General features: G+C 44.8%; 38 protein-coding genes and 1 riboswitch. Of the genes, 7 read left to right on the top strand and 31 right to left on the bottom strand.

Annotated features, from left to right (window positions below; genetic code table 11):
* The first annotated feature begins 57 nt into the window (after nucleotides 1–57).
* From FHQ23_RS02170 to FHQ23_RS02160, 3 genes are all read left to right on the top strand, one after another.
* Complete coding sequence (locus tag FHQ23_RS02170; protein WP_139612848.1) at nucleotides 58–465, top strand: DUF2251 domain-containing protein; 408 nt, start codon at nucleotides 58–60, stop codon at nucleotides 463–465.
* 260 nt (nucleotides 466–725) lie between these two features.
* A complete protein-coding gene (locus FHQ23_RS02165) occupies nucleotides 726–2,189 on the top strand; it encodes a catalase (protein WP_139612847.1) in 1,464 nt (487 codons plus the stop codon).
* A gap of 338 nt (nucleotides 2,190–2,527) precedes the next feature.
* Nucleotides 2,528–3,232, top strand: a complete 705-nt coding sequence (locus FHQ23_RS02160) for a GNAT family N-acetyltransferase (RefSeq protein WP_139612846.1) — start codon at nucleotides 2,528–2,530, stop codon at nucleotides 3,230–3,232.
* Nucleotides 3,233–3,395: 163 nt separating this feature from the next.
* On the opposite strand, the gene hemG is transcribed toward FHQ23_RS02160, so the two are convergent.
* From hemG to pepQ, 4 genes are read right to left on the bottom strand one after another with little or no spacing between them, the layout of a single operon-like run.
* A complete protein-coding gene (gene hemG, locus FHQ23_RS02155; RefSeq protein ID WP_139612845.1) occupies nucleotides 3,396–3,923 on the bottom strand; it encodes a menaquinone-dependent protoporphyrinogen IX dehydrogenase in 528 nt (175 codons plus the stop codon).
* 28 nt (nucleotides 3,924–3,951) lie between these two features.
* Nucleotides 3,952–5,415, bottom strand: coding sequence for a TrkH family potassium uptake protein (locus FHQ23_RS02150; protein ID WP_139612844.1), 1,464 nt, complete (start codon nucleotides 5,413–5,415; stop codon nucleotides 3,952–3,954).
* Nucleotides 5,416–5,433: 18 nt separating this feature from the next.
* Nucleotides 5,434–6,048, bottom strand: coding sequence for an IMPACT family protein (locus FHQ23_RS02145; protein ID WP_139612843.1), 615 nt, complete (start codon nucleotides 6,046–6,048; stop codon nucleotides 5,434–5,436).
* Nucleotides 6,049–6,078: 30 nt separating this feature from the next.
* A complete protein-coding gene (gene pepQ / locus FHQ23_RS02140; RefSeq protein ID WP_139612842.1) occupies nucleotides 6,079–7,410 on the bottom strand; it encodes a Xaa-Pro dipeptidase in 1,332 nt (443 codons plus the stop codon).
* Between the two features lie 68 nt (nucleotides 7,411–7,478).
* On the opposite strand from pepQ, the gene tusA reads away from it, so the two are divergent.
* Nucleotides 7,479–7,721 carry a sulfurtransferase TusA gene (gene tusA, locus FHQ23_RS02135; RefSeq protein WP_139612841.1) on the top strand — a complete coding sequence of 81 codons (243 nt, stop codon included), beginning with the start codon at nucleotides 7,479–7,481 and terminating at the stop codon, nucleotides 7,719–7,721.
* Here tusA and FHQ23_RS02130 read toward each other — a convergent pair.
* The 7 genes from FHQ23_RS02130 to ribB all read right to left on the bottom strand — a co-directional run bounded on the left by FHQ23_RS02130 (nucleotide 7,718) and on the right by ribB (nucleotide 12,172).
* The gene (locus tag FHQ23_RS02130) at nucleotides 7,718–8,005 is read right to left on the bottom strand and encodes a helix-turn-helix domain-containing protein (protein WP_139612840.1); all 288 of its coding nucleotides are present in this window, start codon (nucleotides 8,003–8,005) and stop codon (nucleotides 7,718–7,720) included. The genes tusA and FHQ23_RS02130 overlap by 4 nt on opposite strands.
* A complete protein-coding gene (locus tag FHQ23_RS02125) occupies nucleotides 7,995–8,315 on the bottom strand; it encodes a type II toxin-antitoxin system RelE/ParE family toxin (protein WP_139612839.1) in 321 nt (106 codons plus the stop codon). Before FHQ23_RS02125 ends, FHQ23_RS02130 begins: the two co-directional genes overlap by 11 nt.
* Before the next feature lie 85 nt (nucleotides 8,316–8,400).
* Complete coding sequence (locus FHQ23_RS02120; RefSeq protein WP_139612838.1) at nucleotides 8,401–8,838, bottom strand: GNAT family N-acetyltransferase; 438 nt, start codon at nucleotides 8,836–8,838, stop codon at nucleotides 8,401–8,403.
* A 62-nt stretch (nucleotides 8,839–8,900) separates the two neighbouring features.
* The gene (locus FHQ23_RS02115; RefSeq protein WP_139612837.1) at nucleotides 8,901–9,539 is read right to left on the bottom strand and encodes a glutathione S-transferase family protein; all 639 of its coding nucleotides are present in this window, start codon (nucleotides 9,537–9,539) and stop codon (nucleotides 8,901–8,903) included.
* Nucleotides 9,540–9,622: 83 nt separating this feature from the next.
* Nucleotides 9,623–10,318, bottom strand: coding sequence for a helix-turn-helix transcriptional regulator (locus FHQ23_RS02110; RefSeq protein ID WP_139612836.1), 696 nt, complete (start codon nucleotides 10,316–10,318; stop codon nucleotides 9,623–9,625).
* A gap of 78 nt (nucleotides 10,319–10,396) precedes the next feature.
* Nucleotides 10,397–11,410 carry an extracellular solute-binding protein gene (locus tag FHQ23_RS02105; protein ID WP_442805414.1) on the bottom strand — a complete coding sequence of 338 codons (1,014 nt, stop codon included), beginning with the start codon at nucleotides 11,408–11,410 and terminating at the stop codon, nucleotides 10,397–10,399.
* Between the two features lie 105 nt (nucleotides 11,411–11,515).
* Entirely contained in the window at nucleotides 11,516–12,172 is a 657-nt protein-coding gene (ribB, locus tag FHQ23_RS02100; RefSeq protein WP_139612834.1) for a 3,4-dihydroxy-2-butanone-4-phosphate synthase, read from the bottom strand.
* 129 nt (nucleotides 12,173–12,301) lie between these two features.
* Nucleotides 12,302–12,464, bottom strand: a riboswitch (FMN riboswitch).
* A gap of 127 nt (nucleotides 12,465–12,591) precedes the next feature.
* On the opposite strand from ribB, the gene ubiK reads away from it, so the two are divergent.
* The 3 genes from ubiK to FHQ23_RS02085 are packed head-to-tail and all read left to right on the top strand — an operon-like array spanning nucleotide 12,592 to nucleotide 14,865.
* Nucleotides 12,592–12,882 (top strand): ubiquinone biosynthesis accessory factor UbiK, encoded by a 291-nt coding sequence (gene ubiK / locus FHQ23_RS02095; RefSeq protein ID WP_139612833.1) that lies wholly within the window; start codon nucleotides 12,592–12,594, stop codon nucleotides 12,880–12,882.
* A 25-nt stretch (nucleotides 12,883–12,907) separates the two neighbouring features.
* On the top strand, nucleotides 12,908–14,176 hold the full coding sequence (gene nadR, locus FHQ23_RS02090) for a multifunctional transcriptional regulator/nicotinamide-nucleotide adenylyltransferase/ribosylnicotinamide kinase NadR (protein ID WP_132964863.1): 1,269 nt from the start codon (nucleotides 12,908–12,910) through the stop codon (nucleotides 14,174–14,176).
* Nucleotides 14,177–14,178: 2 nt separating this feature from the next.
* Entirely contained in the window at nucleotides 14,179–14,865 is a 687-nt protein-coding gene (locus FHQ23_RS02085; protein WP_139612832.1) for a metallophosphoesterase family protein, read from the top strand.
* Nucleotides 14,866–14,943: 78 nt separating this feature from the next.
* Here FHQ23_RS02085 and rplQ read toward each other — a convergent pair whose 3' ends face one another.
* The 20 genes from rplQ to rplP form a co-directional block, all read right to left on the bottom strand.
* A complete protein-coding gene (gene rplQ, locus FHQ23_RS02080) occupies nucleotides 14,944–15,333 on the bottom strand; it encodes a 50S ribosomal protein L17 (protein WP_139612831.1) in 390 nt (129 codons plus the stop codon).
* Nucleotides 15,334–15,373: 40 nt separating this feature from the next.
* Nucleotides 15,374–16,363 carry a DNA-directed RNA polymerase subunit alpha gene (locus FHQ23_RS02075; RefSeq protein ID WP_139612830.1) on the bottom strand — a complete coding sequence of 330 codons (990 nt, stop codon included), beginning with the start codon at nucleotides 16,361–16,363 and terminating at the stop codon, nucleotides 15,374–15,376.
* Between the two features lie 28 nt (nucleotides 16,364–16,391).
* On the bottom strand, nucleotides 16,392–17,012 hold the full coding sequence (gene rpsD / locus FHQ23_RS02070) for a 30S ribosomal protein S4 (RefSeq protein WP_132964871.1): 621 nt from the start codon (nucleotides 17,010–17,012) through the stop codon (nucleotides 16,392–16,394).
* Between the two features lie 29 nt (nucleotides 17,013–17,041).
* The gene (rpsK, locus tag FHQ23_RS02065; RefSeq protein ID WP_005701868.1) at nucleotides 17,042–17,431 is read right to left on the bottom strand and encodes a 30S ribosomal protein S11; all 390 of its coding nucleotides are present in this window, start codon (nucleotides 17,429–17,431) and stop codon (nucleotides 17,042–17,044) included.
* 15 nt (nucleotides 17,432–17,446) lie between these two features.
* A complete protein-coding gene (gene rpsM / locus FHQ23_RS02060; RefSeq protein WP_132964873.1) occupies nucleotides 17,447–17,803 on the bottom strand; it encodes a 30S ribosomal protein S13 in 357 nt (118 codons plus the stop codon).
* Between the two features lie 139 nt (nucleotides 17,804–17,942).
* On the bottom strand, nucleotides 17,943–18,056 hold the full coding sequence (gene rpmJ / locus FHQ23_RS02055; protein WP_132964874.1) for a 50S ribosomal protein L36: 114 nt from the start codon (nucleotides 18,054–18,056) through the stop codon (nucleotides 17,943–17,945).
* A gap of 29 nt (nucleotides 18,057–18,085) precedes the next feature.
* Nucleotides 18,086–19,411: a preprotein translocase subunit SecY gene (gene secY / locus FHQ23_RS02050; protein WP_132964876.1), complete on the bottom strand. Its 1,326-nt coding sequence runs from the start codon at nucleotides 19,409–19,411 to the stop codon at nucleotides 18,086–18,088.
* Between the two features lie 7 nt (nucleotides 19,412–19,418).
* Nucleotides 19,419–19,853, bottom strand: a complete 435-nt coding sequence (rplO, locus tag FHQ23_RS02045) for a 50S ribosomal protein L15 (protein ID WP_139612829.1) — start codon at nucleotides 19,851–19,853, stop codon at nucleotides 19,419–19,421.
* Between the two features lie 4 nt (nucleotides 19,854–19,857).
* On the bottom strand, nucleotides 19,858–20,037 hold the full coding sequence (gene rpmD, locus FHQ23_RS02040; RefSeq protein WP_084257858.1) for a 50S ribosomal protein L30: 180 nt from the start codon (nucleotides 20,035–20,037) through the stop codon (nucleotides 19,858–19,860).
* Nucleotides 20,038–20,043: 6 nt separating this feature from the next.
* Nucleotides 20,044–20,544, bottom strand: a complete 501-nt coding sequence (gene rpsE / locus FHQ23_RS02035; RefSeq protein ID WP_084257857.1) for a 30S ribosomal protein S5 — start codon at nucleotides 20,542–20,544, stop codon at nucleotides 20,044–20,046.
* A gap of 15 nt (nucleotides 20,545–20,559) precedes the next feature.
* Complete coding sequence (gene rplR / locus FHQ23_RS02030) at nucleotides 20,560–20,913, bottom strand: 50S ribosomal protein L18 (protein WP_034615117.1); 354 nt, start codon at nucleotides 20,911–20,913, stop codon at nucleotides 20,560–20,562.
* A gap of 12 nt (nucleotides 20,914–20,925) precedes the next feature.
* Nucleotides 20,926–21,459 (bottom strand): 50S ribosomal protein L6, encoded by a 534-nt coding sequence (rplF, locus tag FHQ23_RS02025; protein ID WP_132964881.1) that lies wholly within the window; start codon nucleotides 21,457–21,459, stop codon nucleotides 20,926–20,928.
* Between the two features lie 15 nt (nucleotides 21,460–21,474).
* Complete coding sequence (rpsH, locus tag FHQ23_RS02020; protein WP_132964883.1) at nucleotides 21,475–21,867, bottom strand: 30S ribosomal protein S8; 393 nt, start codon at nucleotides 21,865–21,867, stop codon at nucleotides 21,475–21,477.
* A gap of 38 nt (nucleotides 21,868–21,905) precedes the next feature.
* A complete protein-coding gene (gene rpsN / locus FHQ23_RS02015) occupies nucleotides 21,906–22,211 on the bottom strand; it encodes a 30S ribosomal protein S14 (protein WP_132964884.1) in 306 nt (101 codons plus the stop codon).
* Between the two features lie 12 nt (nucleotides 22,212–22,223).
* The gene (gene rplE, locus FHQ23_RS02010) at nucleotides 22,224–22,763 is read right to left on the bottom strand and encodes a 50S ribosomal protein L5 (protein ID WP_132964886.1); all 540 of its coding nucleotides are present in this window, start codon (nucleotides 22,761–22,763) and stop codon (nucleotides 22,224–22,226) included.
* Between the two features lie 15 nt (nucleotides 22,764–22,778).
* Nucleotides 22,779–23,102 (bottom strand): 50S ribosomal protein L24, encoded by a 324-nt coding sequence (gene rplX, locus FHQ23_RS02005; protein ID WP_132964888.1) that lies wholly within the window; start codon nucleotides 23,100–23,102, stop codon nucleotides 22,779–22,781.
* 10 nt (nucleotides 23,103–23,112) lie between these two features.
* Complete coding sequence (gene rplN / locus FHQ23_RS02000) at nucleotides 23,113–23,484, bottom strand: 50S ribosomal protein L14 (protein ID WP_132964890.1); 372 nt, start codon at nucleotides 23,482–23,484, stop codon at nucleotides 23,113–23,115.
* Between the two features lie 198 nt (nucleotides 23,485–23,682).
* Nucleotides 23,683–23,937 (bottom strand): 30S ribosomal protein S17, encoded by a 255-nt coding sequence (gene rpsQ / locus FHQ23_RS01995; RefSeq protein WP_132964892.1) that lies wholly within the window; start codon nucleotides 23,935–23,937, stop codon nucleotides 23,683–23,685.
* Nucleotides 23,937–24,128 carry a 50S ribosomal protein L29 gene (rpmC, locus tag FHQ23_RS01990; protein ID WP_132964894.1) on the bottom strand — a complete coding sequence of 64 codons (192 nt, stop codon included), beginning with the start codon at nucleotides 24,126–24,128 and terminating at the stop codon, nucleotides 23,937–23,939. Before rpmC ends, rpsQ begins: the two co-directional genes overlap by 1 nt.
* Nucleotides 24,128–24,538: a 50S ribosomal protein L16 gene (gene rplP / locus FHQ23_RS01985; RefSeq protein ID WP_034615144.1), complete on the bottom strand. Its 411-nt coding sequence runs from the start codon at nucleotides 24,536–24,538 to the stop codon at nucleotides 24,128–24,130. The genes rpmC and rplP overlap by 1 nt, the downstream gene beginning before the upstream one ends.
* Between the last annotated feature and the right edge of the window lie 4 nt (nucleotides 24,539–24,542).

Here is a 24,542-nt window from a genome sequence, read left to right as displayed (position 1 = left end):
TGAAGCAATTCAGACAACCTTTTTTACGATCAAAACCTGCGATATTTAGGAATACCTATGTTCTATCTAACCCTAGAAGATCAACTGATTATCGGACAAGCGACTCAATTGGGTTCACCCTCGACCCAACATGACTATCTTTCGGTAATGTTTGAAGATGACGGCGAAACCGGTTATTTTTATGCCCTCGACACTCGCCAAACAACCATGCCGATTGTCGATGCGCTGCATATTTATAATACCAGTGCCATCAACGAAAAAGAGATGGCGCGCAAACTGCAAATTTGCTGGTCAGAAGACGGTTGCTTTGCGCTGTTGCTCATCAATGACTATCCGCACGCCGCCTTTGATTTTGTTAAATTAATCGCCTATAACCACAGTAAGTTCCCTGAGCCGGAATTTGGCAGTATGTGGTCACGCAGAGAAATTACTGATGAATTGGTGCAACAATGGCTGAATGCATAACTTTGCGTGAAATGCTATGCAAAGTGCGGTTTAGTTATACCGATTGACCGCACTTTGCGATTTGTTCAAAATTAAAACAGTAATAGCTCTCATTTTTGTTAGGTTTTGCAAATTGATCTAAATCAAACAATAGCTCCGCACTATCAAATCCATATAAGATTATTTTGTTCTTTCTTGCTAATATACTGGGTAATCGTACTGCTAAAGTGCGCTGCTGTACTACTTAATCCTACCAACGTTTACTTAAAAGGATATACACAATGAGTCAAGACGATCAAAAATGCCCTTATGCACACAGCCATCTAACCACTAATGGCGGTGCGCCAGTGGTTGACAACCAAAACAGCATGACAGCCGGTCCACGTGGTCCGTTGTTGGCACAAGATTTGTGGTTAAACGAAAAATTAGCCAATTTTGTACGTGAAGTCATTCCTGAGCGCCGCATGCACGCCAAAGGTTCCGGTGCGTTCGGTACGTTCACCGTTACTCACGACATCACCCAATATACTCGCGCTAAAATTTTTAGCGAAATCGGTAAAAAAACCGAGATGTTTGCTCGTTTCACCACGGTTGCCGGTGAGCGCGGTGCAGCTGATGCTGAGCGTGATATTCGTGGTTTTGCCTTGAAATTCTACACCGAAGAAGGTAACTGGGATTTAGTTGGTAACAACACCCCTGTCTTCTTCTTGCGCGATCCACGCAAATTCCCAGATTTGAACAAAGCGGTTAAACGTGATCCACGCACGAACATGCGTTCTGCCACTTACAACTGGGATTTCTGGACCTTGTTACCAGAAGCATTACACCAAGTCACCATCGTGATGAGTGACCGTGGTATTCCAGCAAGCTACCGTCATATGCACGGTTTTGGTTCGCACACCTACAGCTTCATCAACGCCAATAACGAGCGTCACTGGGTGAAATTCCACTTTAGAACACAACAAGGTATCAAAAACCTGACCGATGCCGAATCTGAAGCGATTATCGGTAAAGATCGTGAAAGCCACCAAAAAGATCTGTATGAAGCGATTGAACGCGGCGATTTCCCGAAATGGACCCTGTTCGTACAAATCATGCCAGAAACCGATGCGGAAAAAGTGTCTTATCATCCGTTCGATTTAACCAAAGTGTGGCCACACAAAGATTATCCGTTAATCGAAGTGGGCGAGTTCGAACTGAACCGCAATCCGGAAAACTTCTTCTTGGATGTGGAACAATCCGCTTTTGCACCAAGCAATTTAGTTCCGGGTATCAGCGTATCACCAGACCGCATGCTGCAAGCACGTCTGTTCAACTATGCTGACGCACAACGTTATCGCTTAGGGGTGAATTTCCACCAAATCCCGGTCAACAAAGCCCGTTGCCCAGTGCACAGTAACCACCGTGACGGCTATGGTCGTGTTGATGGCAACTACGGCAGCTTACCGCACTATGAGCCAAACAGCTTCAGTCAATGGCAAGAACAGCCGCAATATAAAGAACCACCATTGAAAATCACTGGTGATGCGGATTTCTGGGATTATCGTGAAGATGACAGCGATTACTTCAGCCAACCACGTGAACTGTTCCGTTTGATGACACCTGAACAACAACAAGTGTTATTCGACAACACCGCACGTGCCATGGGCGATGCACCTGATTTCATCAAACAGCGCCACATCGACAACTGCACCAAATGCGACCCGGCATACGGCGCAGGCGTGAAAAAAGCATTAGGGTTATAATCAAAAATTGGTTGTAATTCAGTCAAACGGTCCAAGTGCAAATTTGGACCGTTTTTTTATAGCATGTTTAAGCCGCTCTAAAGTGGTTGCCGCTTATTCAAAGTGGATAACAATAGAATCAGCAATACCACCTCTTGCTTATATTCTTTCGCTTGCTGATTTGCCGGAGATTGTGGATCAGCGTATTTGGCACCAGCATTCTGGTCATCGTCGCCTTATTTTATAATAATTGCGGCAAAGACCGGCGTTATCCGTTATATTGATAATCGCAAGGCGAAACGACAAACCGCACTTTGCCTATCTGGCTTCGTTGATGCAGACTTTCAAGAGGAAAAGCTATGCGTTACAACCAATTCCAGCAGCCAATCGGGGCTGCGGTGGAAAATATGACTATCGGCGCAATGCCTGATATCATGCAGTTGCACGGCGAAAGCTGTATGATCGAACGGCTTGATTATGCACGGCATAGCGAGGCGATTTGTGAGTGTTACCTGCAACACACCCAAACAGCGGATTGGACTTATCTGTCACTCGAACCATTTGATGAACCACAGCAAGTGCGGTCTTTGCTGCGCCAATGGGCGGAATCGTCAGATCCTTACTATTTTGTGATTTTAGAATCCCACAGCCGACAAGTGTTAGGCACACTCGCCTTAATGCGGATTGATCGCCACAACCGTAGCATAGAAATGGGCTGGGTGATTTATTCAGATTTATTAAAACGCAGCAAAGCCGCCACCGAAGCGCAATTTTTACTGATGCAGTATGTGTTCGACACCCTGCAATACCGCCGTTACGAATGGAAATGCGATGCGCTAAATCAACGCTCACGCCGTGCGGCAACCCGTTTAGGCTTCCAGTATGAAGGAACGTTCCGCAATGCCGTGGTGTATAAAGGTCGTAGCCGTGATACCGCTTGGTTTTCGATTATCGCTGAAGAATGGCCGCCGCTCAAAACCGCATTCAAGCAGTATTTGGCTGCTGATAATTTTGATCAACAAGGTCAACAACGCCAACGGCTAGCCGCGTTTTTAGCACAATAATTAAATTCAATATTCCCTTCTCCCTTGATGGGAGAAGGTGCCCGAAGGGCGGATGAGGGTGAGATCTCGGTACACTGCACCACACTTTACCCCTCATCCTGATTTTCGCTTCTGAACGAAGCAAAAATCTGTCCTTCTCCCACAAGGGGCGAAGGAATTATTGCTATGATTTAAAACGCTGCGCAAACTCTGCCACTTTTTCCCAATCAGTATATTCCACCTCTTTGCTGGTGTCGGTTTCGCCACCGGTGATTTTCATAATCAAACGGATCATAAAACGATCAAAAAAACCATAACGTGGGTAACGTAATGCCCCGGCGAAAACCGCACTTTGGGTCGGATGCCAGTCGATGCGCTGCAACAATTTACGTGTGTAGGCATTGGTTTCAGGGGTGTTTTTATCCGCTTTGCGCGCCGTGAGATTCACGCTGTAAAATGCGGTTTTTTTACTATTTAACAACGCTGCATGGCGTGCGATATAAGGTTCTAAGGTTTTATTAAAATGCCCGTAACGAATCGAGGCGCCGATGATAATTTGATCGTAGTGCGCCAAATCCTGTTGTTCTGCAACGCTGAGTGCGACTAAATTGACCACCGCACTTTGATCTTGGTTTTGTATTTCAGTCGCTATAACCTGTGCGATTTTTTGGGTTTGTCCGTCAACGGAGGCATAAATAATCAAAGTTTTCATCAATAGTAACCGCTCTTTTTCATTGTTTTTAGCTTTTCCAAAATACCGGTGTGAACAACACCAGCAAGGTAAACACTTCCAACCGTCCGCAGATCATCGCGAAAGTCAGAATCCATTTTGCACTGTCGGGAATGGTAACAAAGTTGCTGCTGATACTGCCCAAACCCGGTCCAAGATTGTTTAAACAGGCAACTACCGCATTAAAGGCATCAAAACTCTCTACCCCGCAGGCAATCACCGCCAGCAAGCACAGAATAAAGATCAGCAAATAGGCGGAAAAAAATGCCCAAATCCCTTGAATAATCCGCTCCGATAGCACCCGATCGCCCAATTTGATCGGCTGTACGATATTCGGATGCACCAAACGGTTCATCTCGCGCTTGCCTTGCACAAACAATAACAGCACCCGAATCACTTTCAAACCGCCGCCGGTCGAACCGGCACAGCCGCCGATAAACGAGGTCATTAATAACAACATCGGCAAAAAAGAGGGCCAGCTGTCAAACGAGGAAGTGGTGAAACCTGCGGTAGTCGAAATCGACACCGATTGCAACAAAGCATGCTCCAGCGCCTCCTTGCTATCGATAAAATGGCTGTAACTGACCAGACTAATCGTACAAATCACCACCAAGCTCAATTGAATAAATAAAAAGGCTTTAAATTCTGGATCAGTGAAATAGAGTTTGAAAATATTGCTTTTGCCCAATTCAAAATAGGCGGAAAAATGCAGTGCGAAGTTACAGCCGGAGATAAACAAAAACACTGCGGCAATCAGGTTAATCGTGGTGCTGTTGAAATAACCGAGACTGGCATCATGAGTGGAAAAACCGCCGATAGAAATCGTGGAAAAACTGTGGCTGATCGCATCAAACAGATTCATTCCAGCCAACCAATACGCCAATGTACACAATAGTGTTAAGGTGGAATAGATCACCCACAACGCTTTGGCAGTTTCGGCGATGCGTGGTCGCATTTTTTGCTCTTTCAGCGGACCGGGCATTTCCGCACGGTACAGCTGCATACCGCCGATGCCCAATAACGGAATAATCGCTACTGCCAATACGATGATCCCCATACCGCCCAGCCACTGCAACATTTGGCGGTAAAACAAAATGGCTTTCGGCAAGCTGTCTAAGCCAACAATCACCGTCGCGCCGGTGGTGGTTAAACCGGAAAAGGATTCGAAAAACGCATTCGCCACATTCAACTGCGGTGAGTCAAACAGCAGAAACGGCAACGCACCGACACTGCCCAGCACCACCCAAAACAGAACCACGATCAAAAAGCCTTCGCGCGAACGCAATTCTTGTTTGTGTGTGTGGGTTGACCACCACAATAGCGCCCCACTTGCCAATGTGATAAAAAACGTTTTGACAAACGCACTGCCACCACCGTCAGCGTAGAGCAACGCAATCAACGCCGGCGCCAGCATGGTGAGCGAAAAGCACATCACTAAAATTCCGACAATGCGAATAATTGACAGTATATGCACGCTGTTTTCTCTTTTACTTTAGGGTCTGTTGATCTTTGTTAATGTTAAGCTGCCGCCACTACGGTTGTAGAGCGCTTGACTGAATTCAGCAAACTGCTCTTCATCGATTGCCAGCCGTAATGCAATCCGCTGTGCGAATTGCTGCTCGATAATCTCGACTTGATACTGTTTCACCAATTGCTGCACCAGCTTGATCTGTTCATAATCACAGCGGAGCGCAAAGGCTTGGCGTTCGATTTTTTCTAGGGTGTTGAGCAATTTCAACGCCTGTTGCACGCCATTGCCGTAGGCGCGCACCAAACCGCCGGTGCCGAGTTGAATGCCACCGTAATAACGCACCACCACCGCACTTATCTCGCCAATGCCACTGCCGAGCAACACATTCAACATCGGCTTGCCTGCGGTGCCGGACGGCTCGCCGTCATCGGAAAAGCCCAACTGCTGCGAATCGTTTGGTCTGCCTGCCACGGCTGCCCAACAGTGATGACGGGCGCTGGGATGCTGCTGTTTAAGCTGCTGCCAAAACGCCTTCGCCTGTTCGATTCCCGACGTTGCTTGCAGATAGGTGATAAAACGGCTTTTTTTAATCTCTTCGCTAAACTCGACCGCACTTTCGGGGATTAAATAACGCATTGTTGCTGTTTCAACTCTGTTTGTAAAGCATTAGCCGCCAAGTGCGGTCAACGCCTGTTGCGTCAGATTTTCTACACCGCTCGCCCTGATCACAATATTATCTTCAGTACGGATGCCGCCATAGGCGCTAAAATACTCAATTTTTTGCCAGTTAAAACGGTTGCCAAGCGGATGATTACGCCACCGCTGTAACAACAGCGGAATAAAATACAGCCCCGGCTCGACCGTCAGCACCATATTTGGCGCTAAAGTGCGGGTACAGCGCAAACTCGGGTAAACCTCCGGTGGCGCTTTGTGGGTACCACGCTGATTCTGCTGAAAGCCCGCCACATCATGCACCTGCAATCCCAAAAAATGTCCCAATCCGTGCGGAAAGAAACTGCGGTTAATCCCTTCTTCAAAAATCTGCTCCGCCGGCAACTGCACCAGCTCAAAATCCTGTAGCATCTGAGCAATCATCTGCTGCATCATGGTATGGTAACTCAGGTAATTATACCCCACTTGTATTTGTTCAATCAGTGCCAGCTTATTGTGTTCTAACACCCGAATCATTTCCGCAAATTCATCATTGGGATTGAAACTGTAGCTGCGGGTGATATCCGAAGCATAACCCAAATGGCTGGCACCGGCATCGAGCAAGAAACTCAAACGCTGCGCTGGATTTTGCTGTTGCAACGCGGTGTAATGCAGCACCGCGCTATGTTGGTTGATCGCCACAATATTGGCATAGGGCACATTCAAGTCCGATTGTTGACTGGCTTGCAGATACGCCAGATTGATCTCAAATTCCGATTTTCCCTCGAAAAAAGCCGTTTGCGCTGCCTGATGTCCTTTTAAGGCGGCAAATTGCGCTTGGTATACACAGGCGATTTCATATTCGGTTTTGCTACTGCGTTGATAATGCAGATAATTTAGTGCTTTTTGCGGATTGATTTGGCGAAAACCCAGCGCCTCTGCCAACCGCACTTCTTCTCCAAAATACAAGCTATGCTGTGGATCGCCAAGATAGGTTTTGATCTCATCGGCATGTTTTAAAATCGTCCATTGAAATTCTTCTGTCCAGAACGCCTGCGGCGCAGGCTGGTGCAAATACCAATAATCGTCGGGCTGATAAAAATACAAGTGCGGTTTGTTGACGCCGTCCAGATATAGCCAACTGCCGCTGGCTTGCGGATGTGGCACAAAATAATTAAACAACGGATTGATTTTAAACGGTTTGGTCTGATCATCCAAAAAATAGCACTGTTCCTGCCCGGCATAAATCCAAATCCCGTCGGCATGGTTGGTTTGCAAAATATCCTGCACCACAGGTTGTAGACTGCGCAAATGTTGTTGAAAAAACGCCTGTTGCGAATTCGACATCAAAAACTCCTAAAATAAGGCTATCTGCGCTATTATATCGCCTAACACAAACAAATAAGTAAAAATTTATGAATCAAATCGAAATTAGTGAAACCTTAGACACCTTGGGATTGCGCTGTCCGGAACCGGTGATGTTGGTACGCAAAGCCATCCGCCATATGCAGGATGGCGAGATACTGTTAGTGATCGCTGACGACCCGGCAACCGCGCGCGATATTCCGAGTTTTTGCCAATTTATGGATCACACCCTGCTACACAACGAAAGTGCGGTTGCGCCTTATCGGTATTGGGTAAGAAAAGGGAGAAATTAGTCAGAAAAACTAAAAAGTAAATTTGCACCGCAAGCCTGAGCATAGCGTTGCAAGCTATTCACACTGGCTCGACTGGCATTACGCTCTAATTTACTGACTGCCGGTTGAGATATTCCCATTCGTTCAGCCACTTGGCGGCTATTCAAGCCCGCTTTGGCACGCATTTGTTGCAGCAATTCTTGCAATTCATCAGCTCGTTTTTCGGTTTGATATAATGCATTCACCTCAGGATCAGCGAGCAAATCTGCTTTAAGTTGTTGATATGTAATCGGCTTAATTTTCATCGGTCATTTCTCCTAAGCGTTTCAATGCAAGTTCAATTTCGAACAGCGGTGTTTTTGCGGTTTTCTTAATAAATGTACGCAAAATATAAATTTTTCGCCCTACCGCAAAAGCAAAAAATGTTCGTGTGATATTTTGTTTTCCCACCCGCAATTCGAATAGCCCATCACCGATAATATCCGTATCCGGATAACGTAACTGATTACCTAGTAACTCTAATTTATCCAGTTTAGCTAAAAGTTTTACTTTCATGATCGGCTCAAGTGCGGTTATTTCGACTACTGCCTCTGGGTGAAACTGTAGTTCAAACATACCAATATCCTATATATTTTTTGATAAGTATAACTTAAAGGTTAATATAACCCAAAGGCTATTTTTAAATATTACAGAGAATACACTAAAGCTGTTTCTCCATCATATAATGCGGCACGCCTTCTTCTTCGTAGCCGTCGCCATAGACCTGATAACCGCACTTTTGATAAAACCCGATTGCCGAATCCTGCGCCCCTAAAATCGCTCGTTGGCTACCATACGCTTTCGCTCGCTTTTCCATCTCTAACATCAAACGCTCACCCAGTTTTTTACCACGCAGCGATGGTAATACCGCAATCCGCTGTAATTTATACACGCCCTCAGCATACGGATAAATCCGCGCGGTTGCCAGTGCTTGGTTGTCAACGCTGTAAAGCGTCAGGTATTCACATTGCGCTTCGAATTCATCAATTTCAATCTCAATGGAGAAACCCTGTTCTTCCACAAAAACGCGTTTGCGAATCTGCAAACCGTCCAAATAAATCGGATCTTGTAATGAGTTTGTCCAACGGGCGTGGATCATCGTGGCTCCTGAAATGACAAAGTGCGGTCAGACCGCACTTTAGATTGAATGAGAATATCAATTTACCCGTTCGCACTGATTTTGGCAAATAGATCATCGTCAATTTTTGTTGCACGGGCATAACTTTCGCGAGCTTGCTGGCGGGCGATGTAGTCGGTGAAAATCGGTTTGGCTTCGATGACTTTAACCACATTGATGCCGAAATCCAGAAACTCCGCCATATACAGATCGGCAGTGCTAAAACGATCACCGCATAAAAAATCTTTCTGCTGCAAGGTTTGCTCAATCGTATTCAAACACTGTGCTAAGTTGCCGTAGCCTAATGCAATACGGTCACTCTCTTTTGGCGTTAGCTGTAATGCGACTTCCATCATTGCGGCTTCTAGCGGACCGGCAAGGAAAAACAACCAGCGGTAATAGACGCCGCGCTGTGGATCATTCAGCGCCGGTGCTAAGCCTTTTTGCGGAAATGCATCGGCAAGATAAACGCAGATCGCTGCACATTCGGTGATCACCGTATCGCCGTGCTTCAACGCCGGCACTTTGCCCATCGGGTTGATCGCCAGATAACCAGCGCCTTTCATGGCGCCAGTGAAATCGGAAAAGACCACGCTTTCATAAGGTACGCCGATCTCTTCCAACATCCAGCGAGCAGTTCGTCCACGCGACATCGGGTGGGTGTATAAGGTTAGTGATGACATTATAATCTCCCTTGATTCAATGATTGTTTGATTGCAAGCTCAATATAAGCGAAGCGCATGACAGTTTTTGTCAGCAGTGTTTATTAGCCACGAGTGCAGTCACCCAAGGTTTTTTGCCAGCGCTGCAACAGCAAAGTGCGGTCCGGTTGGTAGTGTTGGTCACTCAATTCAATCGCAAGAATCCGGTCGGGGCGGAAATGGCGAAACGCTTGGCGCAATTCACACCAAGCGGCGACCAGTTGCGCCTGCTCAAAAAAACCGATGGCGAACGGATAAATGATACGCTGCGAAGACTGTTGTTTTTCATCACGGTAGGTGAGTTTGACTTTCAGTTGTTGCTGAATCGCATGGCGCAGTTTGATAAATACGCCATCCAAAAACGTTGCCGGATTGTTGCTGTTGGCAATAAACAGTGCGCTATTTTGCAACTGTTGTGATAAGTGCGGTGGCAATAAGGCTGAAATTTTACTCAAGCCGTTTTCAGCCGCTTGGCTCAGTTCGCTGTCGGCATAGCGTTTGACCCAACGCATGCCCAGCACCAACGCTTCGATTTCACTTTCTGTCAACATCAGTTTCGACAGTTCAAACTCTTTGCGCAGTAGATACCCGATGCCCGCCTCGCCCTCGATATTGGCGCCTTGTGCACGCAAACTGTCGATATCCCGATACAGCGTGCGCAAACTGATATTCAGCCTTTGCGCCAACAGCGTTCCTTGCAGCGGATATTTATGCCCGAGCAGAATTTGCAGCAAGGTAAATAAGCGCTCACTTTTTGACATCCGATTTCCTTATGCCGACTAACCATCTACCAACTAAAACAAAAGTGCGGTCAGCTTTTGTCTGACCGCACTTGAGATTTACTTCGCTACCTTTAACTGTTGGTAGTAATTTTCATAGATAATCGCCGCATCACCAACATCATCCTGCCAGTAGCTTTTTTGCAGGATTTCCGCCGGTGGATACAGTGAGGTATCGTTGACCATTTCCGCCGGCAGCAGTTTTTGTGCTTCCAGATTCGGGGTTGGGTAGCCGATTTCCAACGCCAACTCTTTTGCCACCTCGGCACTGAGTAAATAGTTGATCAGCTTATGTGCACCATCTGGATTTTGTGAAGTGCTTGGAATGGCTAAGGTATCCACCCATAGCACCGGGCCTTCTTTTGGCCACAGCAGATCGATCGGCGCACCATCTTTGCGGGCAATATAGGCTGAACCATTCCATAGCATACCCAGATCGACTTCACCGGCGACAAACGCATTCGCCGGATTGTCCGAGCTGAACGCCAGCACGTTCGGGCGCAATTTCAGCAGCGCTTCGTAGGCTTGTTTGATCACCGCCGGATCAGTGGTGTTCGGATCCTGTCCCAATTTCAACAACGCGATATTAAAGATCTCGCGCGCATCGTCCAGCAACTGGAGCTGATCTTTATATTCCGGCTTCCACAAATCGCCCCAAGAGCTGATTTTGCTCGAATCTACCGCATCACGATTATAGGCAATGCCCGGTGCGCCCAAAATTTGTGGCAGCGAATATTGGTTATTCGGGTCGTAAGGTTTATTCAGCAAATTCGGATCCAACTCTTTTAATACCGGCAATTTGCTGTGATCCAATGGCATCAACATGCCTTCTTTGCGCATTTTAGAAACGAAATAGTTAGACGGTGCGATCACATCATAACCGCCGTTTTTGCCCAACGTTTTCAAGCGGGCATACATGGTTTCATTCGATTCCAAACTGGAAACAATCACTTTAATTCCGGTTTCTTTGGTGAAATTATCCAACAGCCCACTCGGCACGTATTCGGTCCAAGTGTAGAGATAAACCGTGTCGTTATCTGCTTTTGCCAGACTGTTGATCCCCAACATCATCATTGCTGCCGTGAAAAGTGTTGAGATTTTTTTCATAAATTTGATTCCTTAACTAAACATAATTATATCTAGGGGTCATCGTCCCCCTGCGTATTTTGTTTTTTATACTTAAGCCGATTTGGCTTGTTCATATTGTAAACGGTACTCTACCAAATCTTCAATAGTCACCACCGGATACCCATGCTGCTGCGCAAAATCAATAATCTGCACTGCTCGCGCCATACTGCCATCATCATTAGTGATTTCACAAATCACACCTGCTGGTTGATAGCCCGCCAGTAGTGCCAAATCAACCGATGCTTCGGTGTGTCCACGCCGTGCCAATACGCCACCTGCAGCCGCTTTCAACGGAAATACATGCCCAGGCCGATGTAAATCGCTCGCAACCGCACTTGGGTTGATCGCGGCTTTGATGGTGGTGACACGATCCGCAGCCGAAACGCCGGTGGATACGCCATGTGCCGCTTCAATGGTTACGGTGAATGCGGTTTTGTTGACGCTAGTATTGTCGTTTACCATTGGCGGTAAATCGAGCTTCTTGCAGCGTTCCTCGGTAATACACAAACACACGATACCGCTGCCGTAACGGATTAATTTTGCCATTTGTGCGGTGGTAATGGTTTCGGCAGGGAAAATCAGATCGCCTTCGTTTTCACGGCTTTCATCATCTAGCACTAAAACGCCGTTACCTTGCTTAAACGCTTCAATCGCAGCAAGAACACGTTGTTGGCTGTCGCCAAATTGGGTGAGTAATGACTGACTCATAGTAATTTCCTTTAATAAAAATAAATAAGTTAAATACCAGAATCAGGGCAATGGAAGACTGTTAAAACAGCAATAAAGTGCGGTTTGAATACAGCAAAAAGCTAACGCCGCCGAAACGATTCGCAGCGCTCACATTCTCTACCATCCAGACTGTTACTGTCGGCTTCGGATTCACACCGAATCTGCTAGACCTTGCACACATGGTACAAGCGCTCGTGGGCTTAAGGCAAATTGCAAACGCAACCGCACTTTTACCACCGGTGGGGAATTACGCCCCGCCCTGAGAATTGCGTGCTTATTATAGCGAAAAAAATCCTTCTGCCCAGTCTGTTCATATAAAAAAGTTTCCCTTTAATCAGCCCATTTCGTACAATAGATGCTACATTTATTAATCATTCAATCTGAAGATGGAGCACTGCATGCTAAATCCTAAAAAACTCGAACAATTTGCCCAGCAAATTCATGATGCCTTGCCGCAAGGGGTGAAAAATTTTGGCGGTGACGTGGAAGCTAAAGTAAAACAAGTTATCCAAGCACAATTAGCAAAACTGGATGTGGTCTCTCGTGAAGACTTTGAGGTTCAAACTCAGGTGTTGATTCGTACCCGTGAAAAACTCAGTACATTAGAGCAACGTTTACAAGCGTTAGAAAGCAAATTGGTGAGCGACGAAAGCCAAAGTGCGGTTGAAAGCGCGCAATCTACAGAATGACGATTAACTTTTATCCGGGAGCAAAATCATGACATTTGCCTACTTGCAGCAAAAACGAAAACAGCTGAATTTGAAAGTCACCGAAGTTTGTGAACAGGCAGGTGTTACGCGCGCTTACTTTAATCAATTGGTCAGCGGCAAAATCAAAAATCCCAGCGCAATTAAACTGCAAGCGCTGCATAAAGTGTTGAATATTACTGAACTCGAAGATAAAAAAATCGGCGTAATTTTCGGCAAATTTTATCCGGTGCATACTGGGCATATCAATATGATTTATGAAGCGTTCAGTAAAGTCGATGAAATTCACGTGGTGGTGTGCACCGAAAGTGAGCGTGATCTCAAGCTGTTTTACGACAGCAAAATGAAAAAAATGCCGACCGCACAAGATCGTTTGCGTTGGATGCAGCAGATTTTTAAATATCAGCAAAAACATATTTTTATCCACCATTTGGTTGAAGACGGCCTGCCGAGTTACCCAAACGGTTGGGAAGCATGGGCAGCACGGGTTAAACAACTTTTACAGGATAAAAACGTAACCCCGACCACGGTCTTCAGCAGTGAGCCACAAGACAAAGCACCGTATGAAAAATATTTAGGCTTGCAGGTTAATTTAGTTGATCCGGAACGTAAATTTTTCAACGTATCCGCCACCAAAATTCGTAATCACCCGTTCCATTACTGGAAATTTATCCCGAAAGAGGTGCGCCCGTTTTTTACCAAAACCATCACTATACTAGGCGGTGAAAGCAGTGGCAAAAGTGTATTGGTGAATAAGCTGGCGACGGTATTCAACACCACTTCCGCATGGGAATATGGACGTGAATATGTGTTTGAGCAATTGGGAGGGGACGAACAAGCAATGCAGTTTTCCGATTATCCGTTAATGGCAATCGGGCATTTACGCTATGTCGATTATGCGGTGCGCCACGCCCATAAAATTGCTCTGATTGATACTGATTTTATTACCACACAGGCATTTTGTATTCAATATGAAGGCAAAGCACACCCGTTTTTGGATTCAATGATTAAAGAGTATCCGTTTGACATTACTATTTTATTGTCTAATAACACCAAATGGGTCGATGACGGTTTGCGCAGCCTAGGTGATCATAAATCGCGCCAACGCTTTCAGGAGCTGTTAAAAAAATTATTGGAAAAATACAAAGTGCCGTATATTGAAATTGAATCGCCAAGTTATTTGGAACGTTATAACGCTGCCAAAGAGATTGTCGAGAAAATTTTAAATGAAGAAGATTTGCCGGGTTTGCAACTAGATAGCAACAGGGAGCCCTAGCCATGTTGTTATTTGCCGGCGATCCTCATGGCAGCTATGAACATCTTTTTCCTTTTTTACGACAGCAGGAAGAGCAGATTGCGTTGATTATCTTAGGTGATCTGCAATTAAGCGATTGCAGTATCTTAGAAAAACTGTCGCAATATTGCGAGCTATGGTTTATTCACGGCAATCACGACAGCAAAACCGTTGCGGCTTTTCAAGCCCTGTGGGGAACCGAATGGAAAACCCGCAATTTACACGGGCGGGTTGTGGAGATTCAGGGAGTTAAAATTGCAGGACTAGGTGGTGTGTTTCGCGGACAGATTTGGATGCCACCAAATAAACCGCTGTTTTTTGACCCGATTCATTTTTGTCAATATTGTCCGCAAGATAGAATTTGGCAAGGTGGGCTGCCGCTACGCCACCGCACGTCGATCTTTTTATCTGATATTGAACAACTCGAACAGCAACAAGCGGATATTCTGATTTGCCATGAAGCCCCAAAACCGCATCCGTCCGGTTTTCAAGTGATTAATACGCTCGCTGAAAAAATGGGAATAAAAAAGATTTTCCACGGTCATCATCATGAGAATTTTGACTATAGTCCATTTGCCAACCGCACTTGCTATCAAATTTTTAATATCGGCTTTCGTAGTTTAGCGACTATTGAGGGGCAATATTTGCTGCAGGGTGTTGATGATCGGTAAATTTGTTGTCTATCTTATGAATAGCAAATACAAAAAAGCTCACCGATTGGTGAGCTTTTATATTTGAACCAGTAATGATTATTCCGCAGCTGCCACTTCTTCAGTAACTTCAGGACGATCAACCAACTCAATGTAAGCCATTGGCGCGTTGTCACCTGCACGGAAACCACATTTCAAAATGCGGGTGTAGCCACCGGCACGTTGAGCAAAGCGTGGACCTAATTCATTAAATAATTTCGCAACGATTTCGTTGTCACGAGTACGAGCAAAAGCTAAACGGCGGTTTGCGACGCTGTCTGCCTTAGCTAAAGTAATTAACGGCTCAACTACACGACGTAATTCTTTCGCTTTAGGTAAAGTTGTCTTGATGATCTCATGACGAACTAAAGAACCTGCCATATTGCGGAACATCGCTTGGCGATGACTGCTATTACGGTTTAGTTGACGACCACTCTTACGATGGCGCATGACCTTATCCTTCTCAGAAAAATCTTAATCCATACCGGAATTAGTCTTCGGCAATACTTGCCGGAGGCCAATTCTCAAGGCGCATACCCAGTGATAGCCCGCGTGAAGCCAACACATCTTTAATTTCAGTAAGTGATTTCTTACCAAGATTAGGTGTTTTCAATAACTCCACTTCAGTGCGTTGGACTAAATCACCGATATAGTGAATTGTTTCTGCTTTCAAACAGTTAGCAGAACGAACTGTCAACTCTAAATCATCCACAGGACGCAGAAGAATCGGATCGAACTCCGGTTTTTCTTCTTTGACTTCAGGTTGACGGATATCACGCAAATCAACGAATGCATCAAGTTGCTCTGCTAGAATTGTTGCTGCACGACGAATCGCTTCTTCCGGATCGATAGTGCCGTTGGTTTCCATTTCGATAACCAATTTATCCAAATCGGTACGTTGTTCTACACGGGCAGCTTCCACATTATAAGAAATGCGATCTACCGGGCTGTAACAAGCGTCAACCAACAAGCGACCAATCGGACGATCTTCGTCTTGAACATGTTTACGCGCAGAAGCCGGGACATAACCACGACCACGTTGTACGCGAATTCGCATATTAATAGATGCGTTTGCATCCGTCAAATGACAAATCACATGTTCAGGATTAACAATCTCTACATCCCCATCATGGGTGATATCGCCAGCAACAACAGGTCCGATTCCAGATTTGCTCAGAGTCAGGAACACATCGTCCTTATTCTGTACTTTAACCGCTAGACCTTTTAAGTTTAGAAGCACTTCCAGAATATCTTCTTGAACGCCTTCTTTGCTGCTGTATTCATGTAATACACCATCGATTTCCGCTTCAGTCACACCGCAACCCGGCATGGAAGACAACAGAATACGACGCAAAGCATTACCTAATGTGTGGCCAAAACCACGTTCTAACGGTTCTAAGGTCACTTTAGCATGAGTCGGGCTTACTTGCTCGATATCAACTAAATGTGGCTTTAAAAATTCTGTCACAGAACCCTGCATTTTATCCTCTCTTTGCTTCTAAGCTCTATTATTTAGAATAAAGCTCAACGATCAGATGTTCGTTAATGTCTGCTGATAAATCAGAACGTTCAGGAGTACGTTTGAATACGCCTTCCATTTTAGCAGCATCAACTTCTAACCATGTTGGTTTTTCTCTTTGCTCTGCCAATTCTAATGATGCTTTGATACGTGCTTGTTTTTTCGATTTTTCACGCACGGCAACAACATCTTCAACAGAAACTTGGAACGATGGAATATTAACCACACGACCATTAACAACAATCGCTTTATGGCTCACTAATTGGCGAGCTTCAGCACGAGTTGCTGCAAATCCCATACGGTAAACAACATTATCCAAACGACCTTCTAATAATACCAATAAGTTTTCACCGGTATTACCTTTTAAGCGGTTAGCTTCTTTGTAGTAATTACGGAATTGACGTTCTAAAATACCGTACATACGGCGAACTTTTTGTTTCTCACGTAATTGACTACCGTAATCAGACAAACGCGCCTTACGGGCACCATGTTGACCAGGTGCGGTATCCAATTTACATTTTGATTCAATCGCACGGACACCGGACTTAAGGAATAAGTCAGTACCTTCACGACGGCTTAGCTTGAGTTTAGGACCCAAATATCTTGCCATTTTCTTTCTCCAACTATCCTATTACGCCACTAAACACGGCGTTTTTTCGGTGGACGACAACCGTTATGAGGAATCGGAGTCACATCAGTAATGTTGGTGATACGGAAACCCGCAGCATTCAACGCACGAATTGTTGACTCACGACCAGGACCTGGTCCTTTTACCATAACTTCCAAATTTTTCAAACCGAACTCTTTAACAACTTCGGCACAACGCTCAGCAGCAACCTGTGCAGCAAACGGAGTTGATTTACGCGAACCGCGGAAACCTGAACCACCGGCTGTCGCCCAAGCCAGAGCGTTACCTTGACGGTCTGTAATGGTAACGATTGTGTTATTGAAAGATGCATGGATATGTGCCACGCCATCTACGACTTGTTTTTTTACACGTTTACGTGCACGAACTGGTGTTTTAGCCATTATCATTTACCCCGATTATTTCTTGATCGGCTTACGAGGACCCTTACGGGTACGCGCATTAGTTTTAGTACGTTGACCATGTACTGGCAAACTACGACGATGACGTAAACCACGGTAACATCCTAAGTCCAACAGACGTTTGATGTTTAAGGTTACTTCACGGCGCAAATCACCTTCAACGGTAAATTTACCAACTTCGTCACGCAGAATATCAATCTGCTCTTCAGACAATTCTCTGATCTTTACATCTTCGGCAATACCGGCAGCAGCACAAATCGCTTTTGAACGGGTTTTACCGATTCCATAAATTGCAGTCAATGCAATTACAGTGTGTTTATGATCAGGAATGTTAATGCCTGCAATACGGGCCACTATGCACTCCTATTTACTTAAAGTTAATTGATACACTGATCTTGAAAAGCCCGTTTCAGGATACTCAAACAGTATATCAAGGACGAAATGAGCTGAGCAGTATAACTGCTCAGCTTGTTCATTGCAAGGAAAATTAAGGTTAACCTTGACGTTGCTTATGTCTTGGATCACTGCAAATCACACGGACAATACCTTCACGTTTGATAATTTTGCAGTTACGACACATTTTTTTTACGGAAGCACGAACTTTCATTGCTTTTCCCTTTTATCTCAATGGGCTGATTACTGCCCGAACCCTTTAAGGTTTGCTTTCTTCAGCGCAGATTCATATTGGGTCGACATTAAGTGACTTTGAACCTGTGCGATGAAATCCATAATTACCACGACAACGATAAGAAGTGATGTTCCACCAAAATAGAACTGCACATTCCAAGCCGAAGTCATAATATAAGGCACTAAACAAACAAACGTGATATATAATGCACCGATCAATGTCAAACGAGTCATAATCTTGTCAATATAACGTGATGTTTGTTCACCTGGTCTAATACCCGGAATAAATGCACCGGATCTTTTCAGATTATCCGCAGTATCTCTTGGATTATATTGCATTGCCGTATAGAAGAAACTGAAGAAGATAATTGCTACCGCATAAAGCACCAGATAAATTGGTTGCCCCGGCGCTAACAACAGAGATAAATTCGACAGCCACTCCATATTAGCACCTTGTCCAAACCACTGAGTTAAAGTGGCAGGGAACAAAATGATACTTGAAGCAAAAATAGCCGGGATAACCCCTGCCATATTGACTTTAAGTGGTAGATGCGAACTTTGTGCAGCTAACATATGACGCCCTTGCTGGCGTTTGGCATAGTTAACCACAATTCTTCTTTGTCCTCTTTCTACAAAGATAACAAAATAGGTTACAGCAAAGACAATAACTGCAATCAACAATAATACCAGTACATTCATTTGTCCTTGGCGCGCCTGCTCAATTGTTTGACCAATGGCAGAAGGCAACCCTGCGACAATACCCGCAAAGATAATTAAAGAAATACCATTTCCGATACCACGTTCAGTAATCTGCTCACCTAACCACATCAAGAACATCGTTCCGGTGACAAGGCTAACCACCGCAGTTACATAAAAGCCCAAACCAAGGTTTGGAACTAATCCGGGGATCATATTTGGCAATCCGGTTGAAATACCAATCGCCTGAATCGTAGCTAATACCAACGTTGAATAACGAGTATATTTGCTGATTTTGCGACGACCGGCTTCACCTTCTTTCTTTAATTCTGCTAATGCAGGGTGTACCGCAGTTAATAGCTGGATAATGATCGATGCTGAAATATACGGCATGATCCCCAACGCAAAGACTGAAGCACGACTCAAGGCACCACCGGAAAACATGTTAAACATGTCAATGATGGTTCCTTGTTGTTGATTGATCAACTGAGCTAATACAGCGGCATCAATACCAGGAACCGGAATAAATGAACCTATCCGAAAAACAATTAATGCTCCTAACAGAAACAGTAATCTTCTTTTAAGCTCACCCGTACCACCTTGGGTACTTTTTGCTTGATAACCTGGTTGTTTTGCCATTGATTAATTATTCCTCAACTGAGCCGCCAGCAGCTTCGATTGCTGCTTTGGCACCTTTAGTCACACGCAAACCACGTACCACTACAGGCCCTTTAACTTCACCGGCAAAAATAACTTTAGCAAATTCAATGTTATTCGAGATAACATTTGCAGCTTTCAATGATTCTAACGTCACATCACCGTCAACTTTTGCTAAGTCATTTAAACGAATTTCAGCTGAAACAAGCGCTTTACGGGAAGTAAAACCAAATTTTGGCAAACGACGGTACAACGGCATTTGACCACCTTCGAAGCCACGACGAACACCACCACCGTTATTACGGGATTTCTGTCCTTTATGACCACGACCGCTGGTTTTACCTAAACCTGAACCGATACCACGGCCAAGACGTTTAGCACTTTTTTTAGCTCCTTCTGCCGGAGATAGAGTATTTAAACGCATTCTCTTACTCCTCCACTTTAACCATGTATGAAACTTGGTTGATCATACCACGCACAGCCGGCGTATCGATTAACTCGACTGTGTGGTTGATACGGCGAAGACCAAGGCCACGAAGCGTAGCTTTGTGTTTCGGTAAACGACCGATTGAGCTACGAGTTTGTGTTACTTTGATTGTTTTTGCCATGATCAATTACCCCAAAATTTCATCAACGGTTTTACCGCGTTTAGCAGCAACCATTTCTGGTGATTTCATGTTTGCCAATGCATCAATTGTTGCACGGACAACGTTGATTGGGTTGGTTGAACCGTATGCTTTAGACAATACGTTACGAACGCCTGCAACTTCTAATACTGCACGCATTGCACCACCTGCGATAATACCGGTACCTTCACTGGCTGGTTGCATAAATACGCGAGAACCAGTATGAGTACCTTTAACAGGGTGCTGTAAAGTACCTTCTGTAATCGCTACATTAACCATATTACGACGGGCTTTCTCCATCGCTTTTTGGATCGCTGCCGGAACTTCACGGGCTTTACCGTAACCAAAACCTACGCGACCATTACCATCACCTACCACTGTCAATGCAGCGAAGCTGAAAATACGACCACCTTTTACTGTTTTAGATACACGGTTCACCGCGATTAGCTTCTCTTGCAGTTCACCAGCTTGTTTTTCGATGTTTGCCATCTCAAATTACCTCTATTAGAACTGTAGACCAGCTTCACGAGCAGCGTCAGCCAATGCTTGCACACGGCCATGATATTTAAAACCAGAACGATCAAAGGCAACTTTTTCTACGCCTTTGGCCAATGCTCTTTCTGCAATGGCTTTACCCACTACTGCTGCAGCATCTTTGTTACCGGTATATTTCACTTGCTCACTAATGACTTTTTCAACTGTTGAAGCAGCGGCAAGTACTTCCGAACCGTTAGGTGCAATAACTTGCGCATAAATGTGACGAGGAGTGCGGTGAATAACCAAACGGGTTACTCCTTGCTCTCTCATCGCATGACGTGCGCGAGTTGCACGACGGATACGAGCCAATTTCTTATCCATAGTGTTACCTTATTATTTTTTCTTAGCCTCTTTGGTACGAACGACTTCATCATCATAACGTACCCCTTTGCCTTTGTAAGGCTCAGGACGGCGATAAGCACGAATATCTGCAGCGACTTGACCAATAAGCTGTTTATCTGCACCAGTCAAAACAATTTCAGTTTGTGACGGACATTCAGCCTTGATACCTGCCGGCAATGCGTGCTCAACCGGGTGAGAGAAACCTAAACTTAACGCAATGCTGTTGCCTTTAAGTTGTGCTCTGTAACCTACACCCACCAATCTTAACTTCTTAGTGAAGCCTTCAGTAACACCGATAACCATTGCGTTAACAAGCGCACGAGCCGTACCGGATTGTGCATTCGCACTTTTGCCTTCATTACGAGGAGCAAAAGTCAGTGCACCATCTTCTTGTTTAACTTCAACTTCATTATGAATGGTACGCGATAACTCACCATTCTTACCTTTTACCGTTAATAGCTGGCCGTTAAGTTTAATCTCAACGCCGGCAGGAATATTAACGGGTGCTTTAGCAACTCGAGACATCTTCCTACCCCTCTATTAAGCTACGTAACAGATGATCTCACCGCCCAAACCGGCTTTACGCGCGGCACGGTCGGTCATCACACCTTGTGATGTAGAAACAACAGCGATACCTAAACCACCCATTACACTTGGTAACTCGTCTTTGCGTTTATAAATACGCAGACCAGGACGGCTGATACGTTGAATGCTTTCCACAACAGGTTTACCTTGGAAATATTTCAGTGTAATTTCCAGTTCAGGTTTAACACCTTCGGAAATTTTAACGCTATCAATATAACCTTCTTCCGCAAGCACATTGGCAATAGCCACTTTTAGCTTGGATGAAGGCATGTTGACCGCGATTTTGTTCGCAGATTGACCGTTACGAATACGGGTCAACATATCTGCGATTGGATCTTGCATGCTCATGTGTCTTTACTCCCATGATTCCAAATTAAAGTGGTTGATTACCAGCTTGCTTTCTTAAGACCCGGGATCTCACCGCGCATAGCAGCTTCACGGACCTTAATACGGCTCAAACCGAACTTACGCAATACACCATGCGGACGACCGGTTTGACGGCAACGGTTACGTTGACGAGACGGGCTAGAGTCACGTGGTAAAGTTTGTAGCTTTAACACGGCATTCCAACGGTCTTCATCAGAGGCATTGACATCAGAGATGATTTTTTTCAATTCTACACGTTGAGCGTAAAATTTCTCAGCCAATTTAACGCGTTTTAAATCGCGCATTTTCATTGATACTTTAGCCATTTGTAACCTGCCTTATTTACGGAATGGGAAGTTAAAGGCAGCCAGTAGTGCTTGACCTTCTTCATCTGTTTTCGCAGTCGTTGTGATAGTAATATCTAAACCACGAACACGATCCACTTTATCATAATTGATTTCAGGGAAGATGATTTGTTCACGCACACCCATGCTGTAGTTTCCACGGCCATCAAATGATTTCGCGCTTAAACCACGGAAATCACGGACACGAGGAACCGCAATATGAATCAATCGTTCAAAGAATTCCCACATACGTTCACCACGTAGGGTCACTTTGCAGCCGATTGGATATCCCTGACGAATCTTAAAGCCTGCAACAGATTTGCGTGCTTTAGTGATTAAAGGTTTTTGACCGCTAATTGCTGCCAGATCCGCTACTGCGTTATCCAGCAATTTTTTATCGGTCAGCGCTTCACCCACACCCATATTCAGGGTTATCTTTTCGACTCGTGGGACTTGCATGACAGATTTGTAGCCGAATTTATCTTTCAATTCGTTTACTACTTGATCTCTGTAATAATCATGCAGTTTCGCCATCGCTATACTCCAGTATTATTTAATTGTTTCACCAGTAGATTTGAAGAAACGGACTTTTTTGCCGTCTTCAATCCGGAATCCTACGCGGTCAGCTTTATTTGTTGACGGGTTGTAGATTGCTACGTTAGAAACGTCGATTGCCGCTTCTTGTTTCACAATACCACCAGCTTTACCTAAAGCCGGAACTGGTTTCTCATGTTTAGAAACCATATTTAAACCTTCAACAATCACTTTACCGTTAGGCAGTACTTTTGTTACTTTACCACGCTGTCCTTTGCCCTTTTCAGTGCTACCGGTTAGCATGATTACTTCATCGTTTTGACGGATTTTTGCAGCCATGACACTCTCCTTACACTACTTCCGGGGCCAATGAAATGATCTTCATAAACTTCTCTGAACGAAGTTCACGAGTCACCGGTCCGAAAATACGTGTACCGATTGGTTGCTCGGTATTATTGTTTAAAATAACACAGGCATTACCATCGAAGCGAATGACTGATCCATCTGGGCGACGTACACCCTTCTTGGTGCGCACAACAACCGCCTTTAATACATCACCTTTTTTTACTTTACCGCGAGGAATCGCTTCTTTCACAGTAATTTTAATGATGTCGCCAATACCGGCGTAACGACGGTGTGAACCACCTAGAACCTTGATACACATTACGCTACGGGCGCCTGAATTATCAGCAACGTCCAGCATAGTCTGTTCTTGGATCATATTAGTGCTCCGCTAAAATCAAAAAAACCCTTTCGGGACGAATCTGTTTACCCAATGCAAACAGGGTGCGGATTTTACCAAATGGCTAAAAGGAAAGCAACTGGATTTTATGTTTATTACTGAGATTTGGTGAGGTTGAAAAAACAAAAAACCGCACTTTAATACAAAGTGCGGTTTTTATTAGTTTCAAAACAATAATTAGATTACTGCTTTTTCAACGACACGAACCAAAGTCCATGATTTAGTTTTAGAAATTGGGCGACATTCGCGAATTTCTACCAAATCACCAACATTAACTTCGTTGTTTTCATCATGTACGTGTAACTTAGTTGTACGACGGATAAACTTACCATAAAGTGGGTGTTTAACCATACGTTCGATTGCGATGGTGAAAGATTTATCCATCTTGTCACTCACAACACGACCTTGTACTGTACGAATTTTATCAGTCATTACTCACCCGCCTTTGCGCTTAGAACAGTTTTAAGTTGTGCAATACTACGACGCACTTGTTTCAACTGATGGGTTTGTTGAAGCTGACCGGTGGCTGCTTGCATACGCAATTTGAATTGCTCACCTAACAAGTTAACCAATTCAGCATTCAGCTCTTCAACACTTTTTGTACGTAGTTCTTGAGCTTTCATTACATCACCGTTTTAGTTACGAAGGTTGTCTTGATAGGCAATTTCGCCGCTGCTAATGCAAAGGCTTCTCTTGCGATTTCTTCAGACACACCGTCCATTTCATATAGCACTTTACCCGGTTGGATCAAGGCTACCCAGTACTCAACGTTACCTTTACCTTTACCCATACGGACTTCCAATGGTTTTTCAGTAATTGGTTTATCTGGGAATACACGGATCCAGATTTTACCCTGACGTTTAACAGCACGAGTCATCGCACGGCGAGCCGCTTCGATTTGACGTGCGGTCAAACGACCACGACCAACTGCTTTAAGACCGAATGTACCGAAGCTGACATCGGTACCTGCCGCTAAGCCACGGTTACGTCCTTTGTGAACTTTACGGAATTTTGTACGTTTTGGTTGCAACATTTAT

It is taken from the genome of Testudinibacter crocodili (genome assembly GCF_006228025.1).
Taxonomy (GTDB): domain Bacteria; phylum Pseudomonadota; class Gammaproteobacteria; order Enterobacterales; family Pasteurellaceae; genus Chelonobacter.
This window is presented reverse-complemented; position numbering and strand designations above follow the sequence as displayed.

Excerpts from the sequence above, each read along its gene's own strand:
- rplO (WP_139612829.1), bottom strand. The coding sequence starts at position 19,853 with ATGCGTTTAAATACTCTATCTCCGGCAGAAGGAGCTAAAAAAAGTGCT.
- tusA (WP_139612841.1), top strand. The coding sequence starts at position 7,479 with ATGAATCAAATCGAAATTAGTGAAACCTTAGACACCTTGGGATTGCGC.
- FHQ23_RS02130 (WP_139612840.1), bottom strand. The coding sequence starts at position 8,005 with ATGAAAATTAAGCCGATTACATATCAACAACTTAAAGCAGATTTGCTC.
- rpsH (WP_132964883.1), bottom strand. The coding sequence starts at position 21,867 with ATGAGCATGCAAGATCCAATCGCAGATATGTTGACCCGTATTCGTAAC.
- FHQ23_RS02110 (WP_139612836.1), bottom strand. The coding sequence starts at position 10,318 with ATGTCAAAAAGTGAGCGCTTATTTACCTTGCTGCAAATTCTGCTCGGG.
- rpmD (WP_084257858.1), bottom strand. The coding sequence starts at position 20,037 with ATGGCAAAAACAATCAAAGTAACACAAACTCGTAGCTCAATCGGTCGT.
- rpmJ (WP_132964874.1), bottom strand. The coding sequence starts at position 18,056 with ATGAAAGTTCGTGCTTCCGTAAAAAAAATGTGTCGTAACTGCAAAATT.
- FHQ23_RS02075 (WP_139612830.1), bottom strand. The coding sequence starts at position 16,363 with ATGCAGGGTTCTGTGACAGAATTTTTAAAGCCACATTTAGTTGATATC.
- FHQ23_RS02145 (WP_139612843.1), bottom strand. The coding sequence starts at position 6,048 with ATGCGTTATTTAATCCCCGAAAGTGCGGTCGAGTTTAGCGAAGAGATT.
- FHQ23_RS02160 (WP_139612846.1), top strand. The coding sequence starts at position 2,528 with ATGCGTTACAACCAATTCCAGCAGCCAATCGGGGCTGCGGTGGAAAAT.
- pepQ (WP_139612842.1), bottom strand. The coding sequence starts at position 7,410 with ATGTCGAATTCGCAACAGGCGTTTTTTCAACAACATTTGCGCAGTCTA.
- FHQ23_RS02105 (WP_442805414.1), bottom strand. The coding sequence starts at position 11,410 with ATGATGATGTTGGGGATCAACAGTCTGGCAAAAGCAGATAACGACACG.
- FHQ23_RS02120 (WP_139612838.1), bottom strand. The coding sequence starts at position 8,838 with ATGATCCACGCCCGTTGGACAAACTCATTACAAGATCCGATTTATTTG.
- rpsK (WP_005701868.1), bottom strand. The coding sequence starts at position 17,431 with ATGGCTAAAACACCAGTTCGTGCACGTAAACGTGTAAAAAAACAAGTC.
- rplX (WP_132964888.1), bottom strand. The coding sequence starts at position 23,102 with ATGGCTGCAAAAATCCGTCAAAACGATGAAGTAATCATGCTAACCGGT.
- rpsQ (WP_132964892.1), bottom strand. The coding sequence starts at position 23,937 with ATGACTGATAAAATTCGTACAGTACAAGGTCGTGTTGTGAGTGACAAG.
- rplE (WP_132964886.1), bottom strand. The coding sequence starts at position 22,763 with ATGGCGAAACTGCATGATTATTACAGAGATCAAGTAGTAAACGAATTG.
- rpmC (WP_132964894.1), bottom strand. The coding sequence starts at position 24,128 with ATGAAAGCTCAAGAACTACGTACAAAAAGTGTTGAAGAGCTGAATGCT.
- FHQ23_RS02085 (WP_139612832.1), top strand. The coding sequence starts at position 14,179 with ATGTTGTTATTTGCCGGCGATCCTCATGGCAGCTATGAACATCTTTTT.
- ribB (WP_139612834.1), bottom strand. The coding sequence starts at position 12,172 with ATGAGTCAGTCATTACTCACCCAATTTGGCGACAGCCAACAACGTGTT.
- rplF (WP_132964881.1), bottom strand. The coding sequence starts at position 21,459 with ATGTCTCGAGTTGCTAAAGCACCCGTTAATATTCCTGCCGGCGTTGAG.
- rplN (WP_132964890.1), bottom strand. The coding sequence starts at position 23,484 with ATGATCCAAGAACAGACTATGCTGGACGTTGCTGATAATTCAGGCGCC.
- rplQ (WP_139612831.1), bottom strand. The coding sequence starts at position 15,333 with ATGCGCCATCGTAAGAGTGGTCGTCAACTAAACCGTAATAGCAGTCAT.
- FHQ23_RS02170 (WP_139612848.1), top strand. The coding sequence starts at position 58 with ATGTTCTATCTAACCCTAGAAGATCAACTGATTATCGGACAAGCGACT.
- rpsD (WP_132964871.1), bottom strand. The coding sequence starts at position 17,012 with ATGGCAAGATATTTGGGTCCTAAACTCAAGCTAAGCCGTCGTGAAGGT.
- secY (WP_132964876.1), bottom strand. The coding sequence starts at position 19,411 with ATGGCAAAACAACCAGGTTATCAAGCAAAAAGTACCCAAGGTGGTACG.
- rpsE (WP_084257857.1), bottom strand. The coding sequence starts at position 20,544 with ATGGCAAACATCGAAAAACAAGCTGGTGAACTGCAAGAGAAGCTAATC.
- FHQ23_RS02165 (WP_139612847.1), top strand. The coding sequence starts at position 726 with ATGAGTCAAGACGATCAAAAATGCCCTTATGCACACAGCCATCTAACC.
- rpsN (WP_132964884.1), bottom strand. The coding sequence starts at position 22,211 with ATGGCTAAAGTATCAATGAAAATGCGCGATTTAAAACGCGTTAAATTG.
- rplR (WP_034615117.1), bottom strand. The coding sequence starts at position 20,913 with ATGGATAAGAAATTGGCTCGTATCCGTCGTGCAACTCGCGCACGTCAT.
- hemG (WP_139612845.1), bottom strand. The coding sequence starts at position 3,923 with ATGAAAACTTTGATTATTTATGCCTCCGTTGACGGACAAACCCAAAAA.
- FHQ23_RS02125 (WP_139612839.1), bottom strand. The coding sequence starts at position 8,315 with ATGTTTGAACTACAGTTTCACCCAGAGGCAGTAGTCGAAATAACCGCA.
- ubiK (WP_139612833.1), top strand. The coding sequence starts at position 12,592 with ATGCTAAATCCTAAAAAACTCGAACAATTTGCCCAGCAAATTCATGAT.
- FHQ23_RS02115 (WP_139612837.1), bottom strand. The coding sequence starts at position 9,539 with ATGTCATCACTAACCTTATACACCCACCCGATGTCGCGTGGACGAACT.
- rplP (WP_034615144.1), bottom strand. The coding sequence starts at position 24,538 with ATGTTGCAACCAAAACGTACAAAATTCCGTAAAGTTCACAAAGGACGT.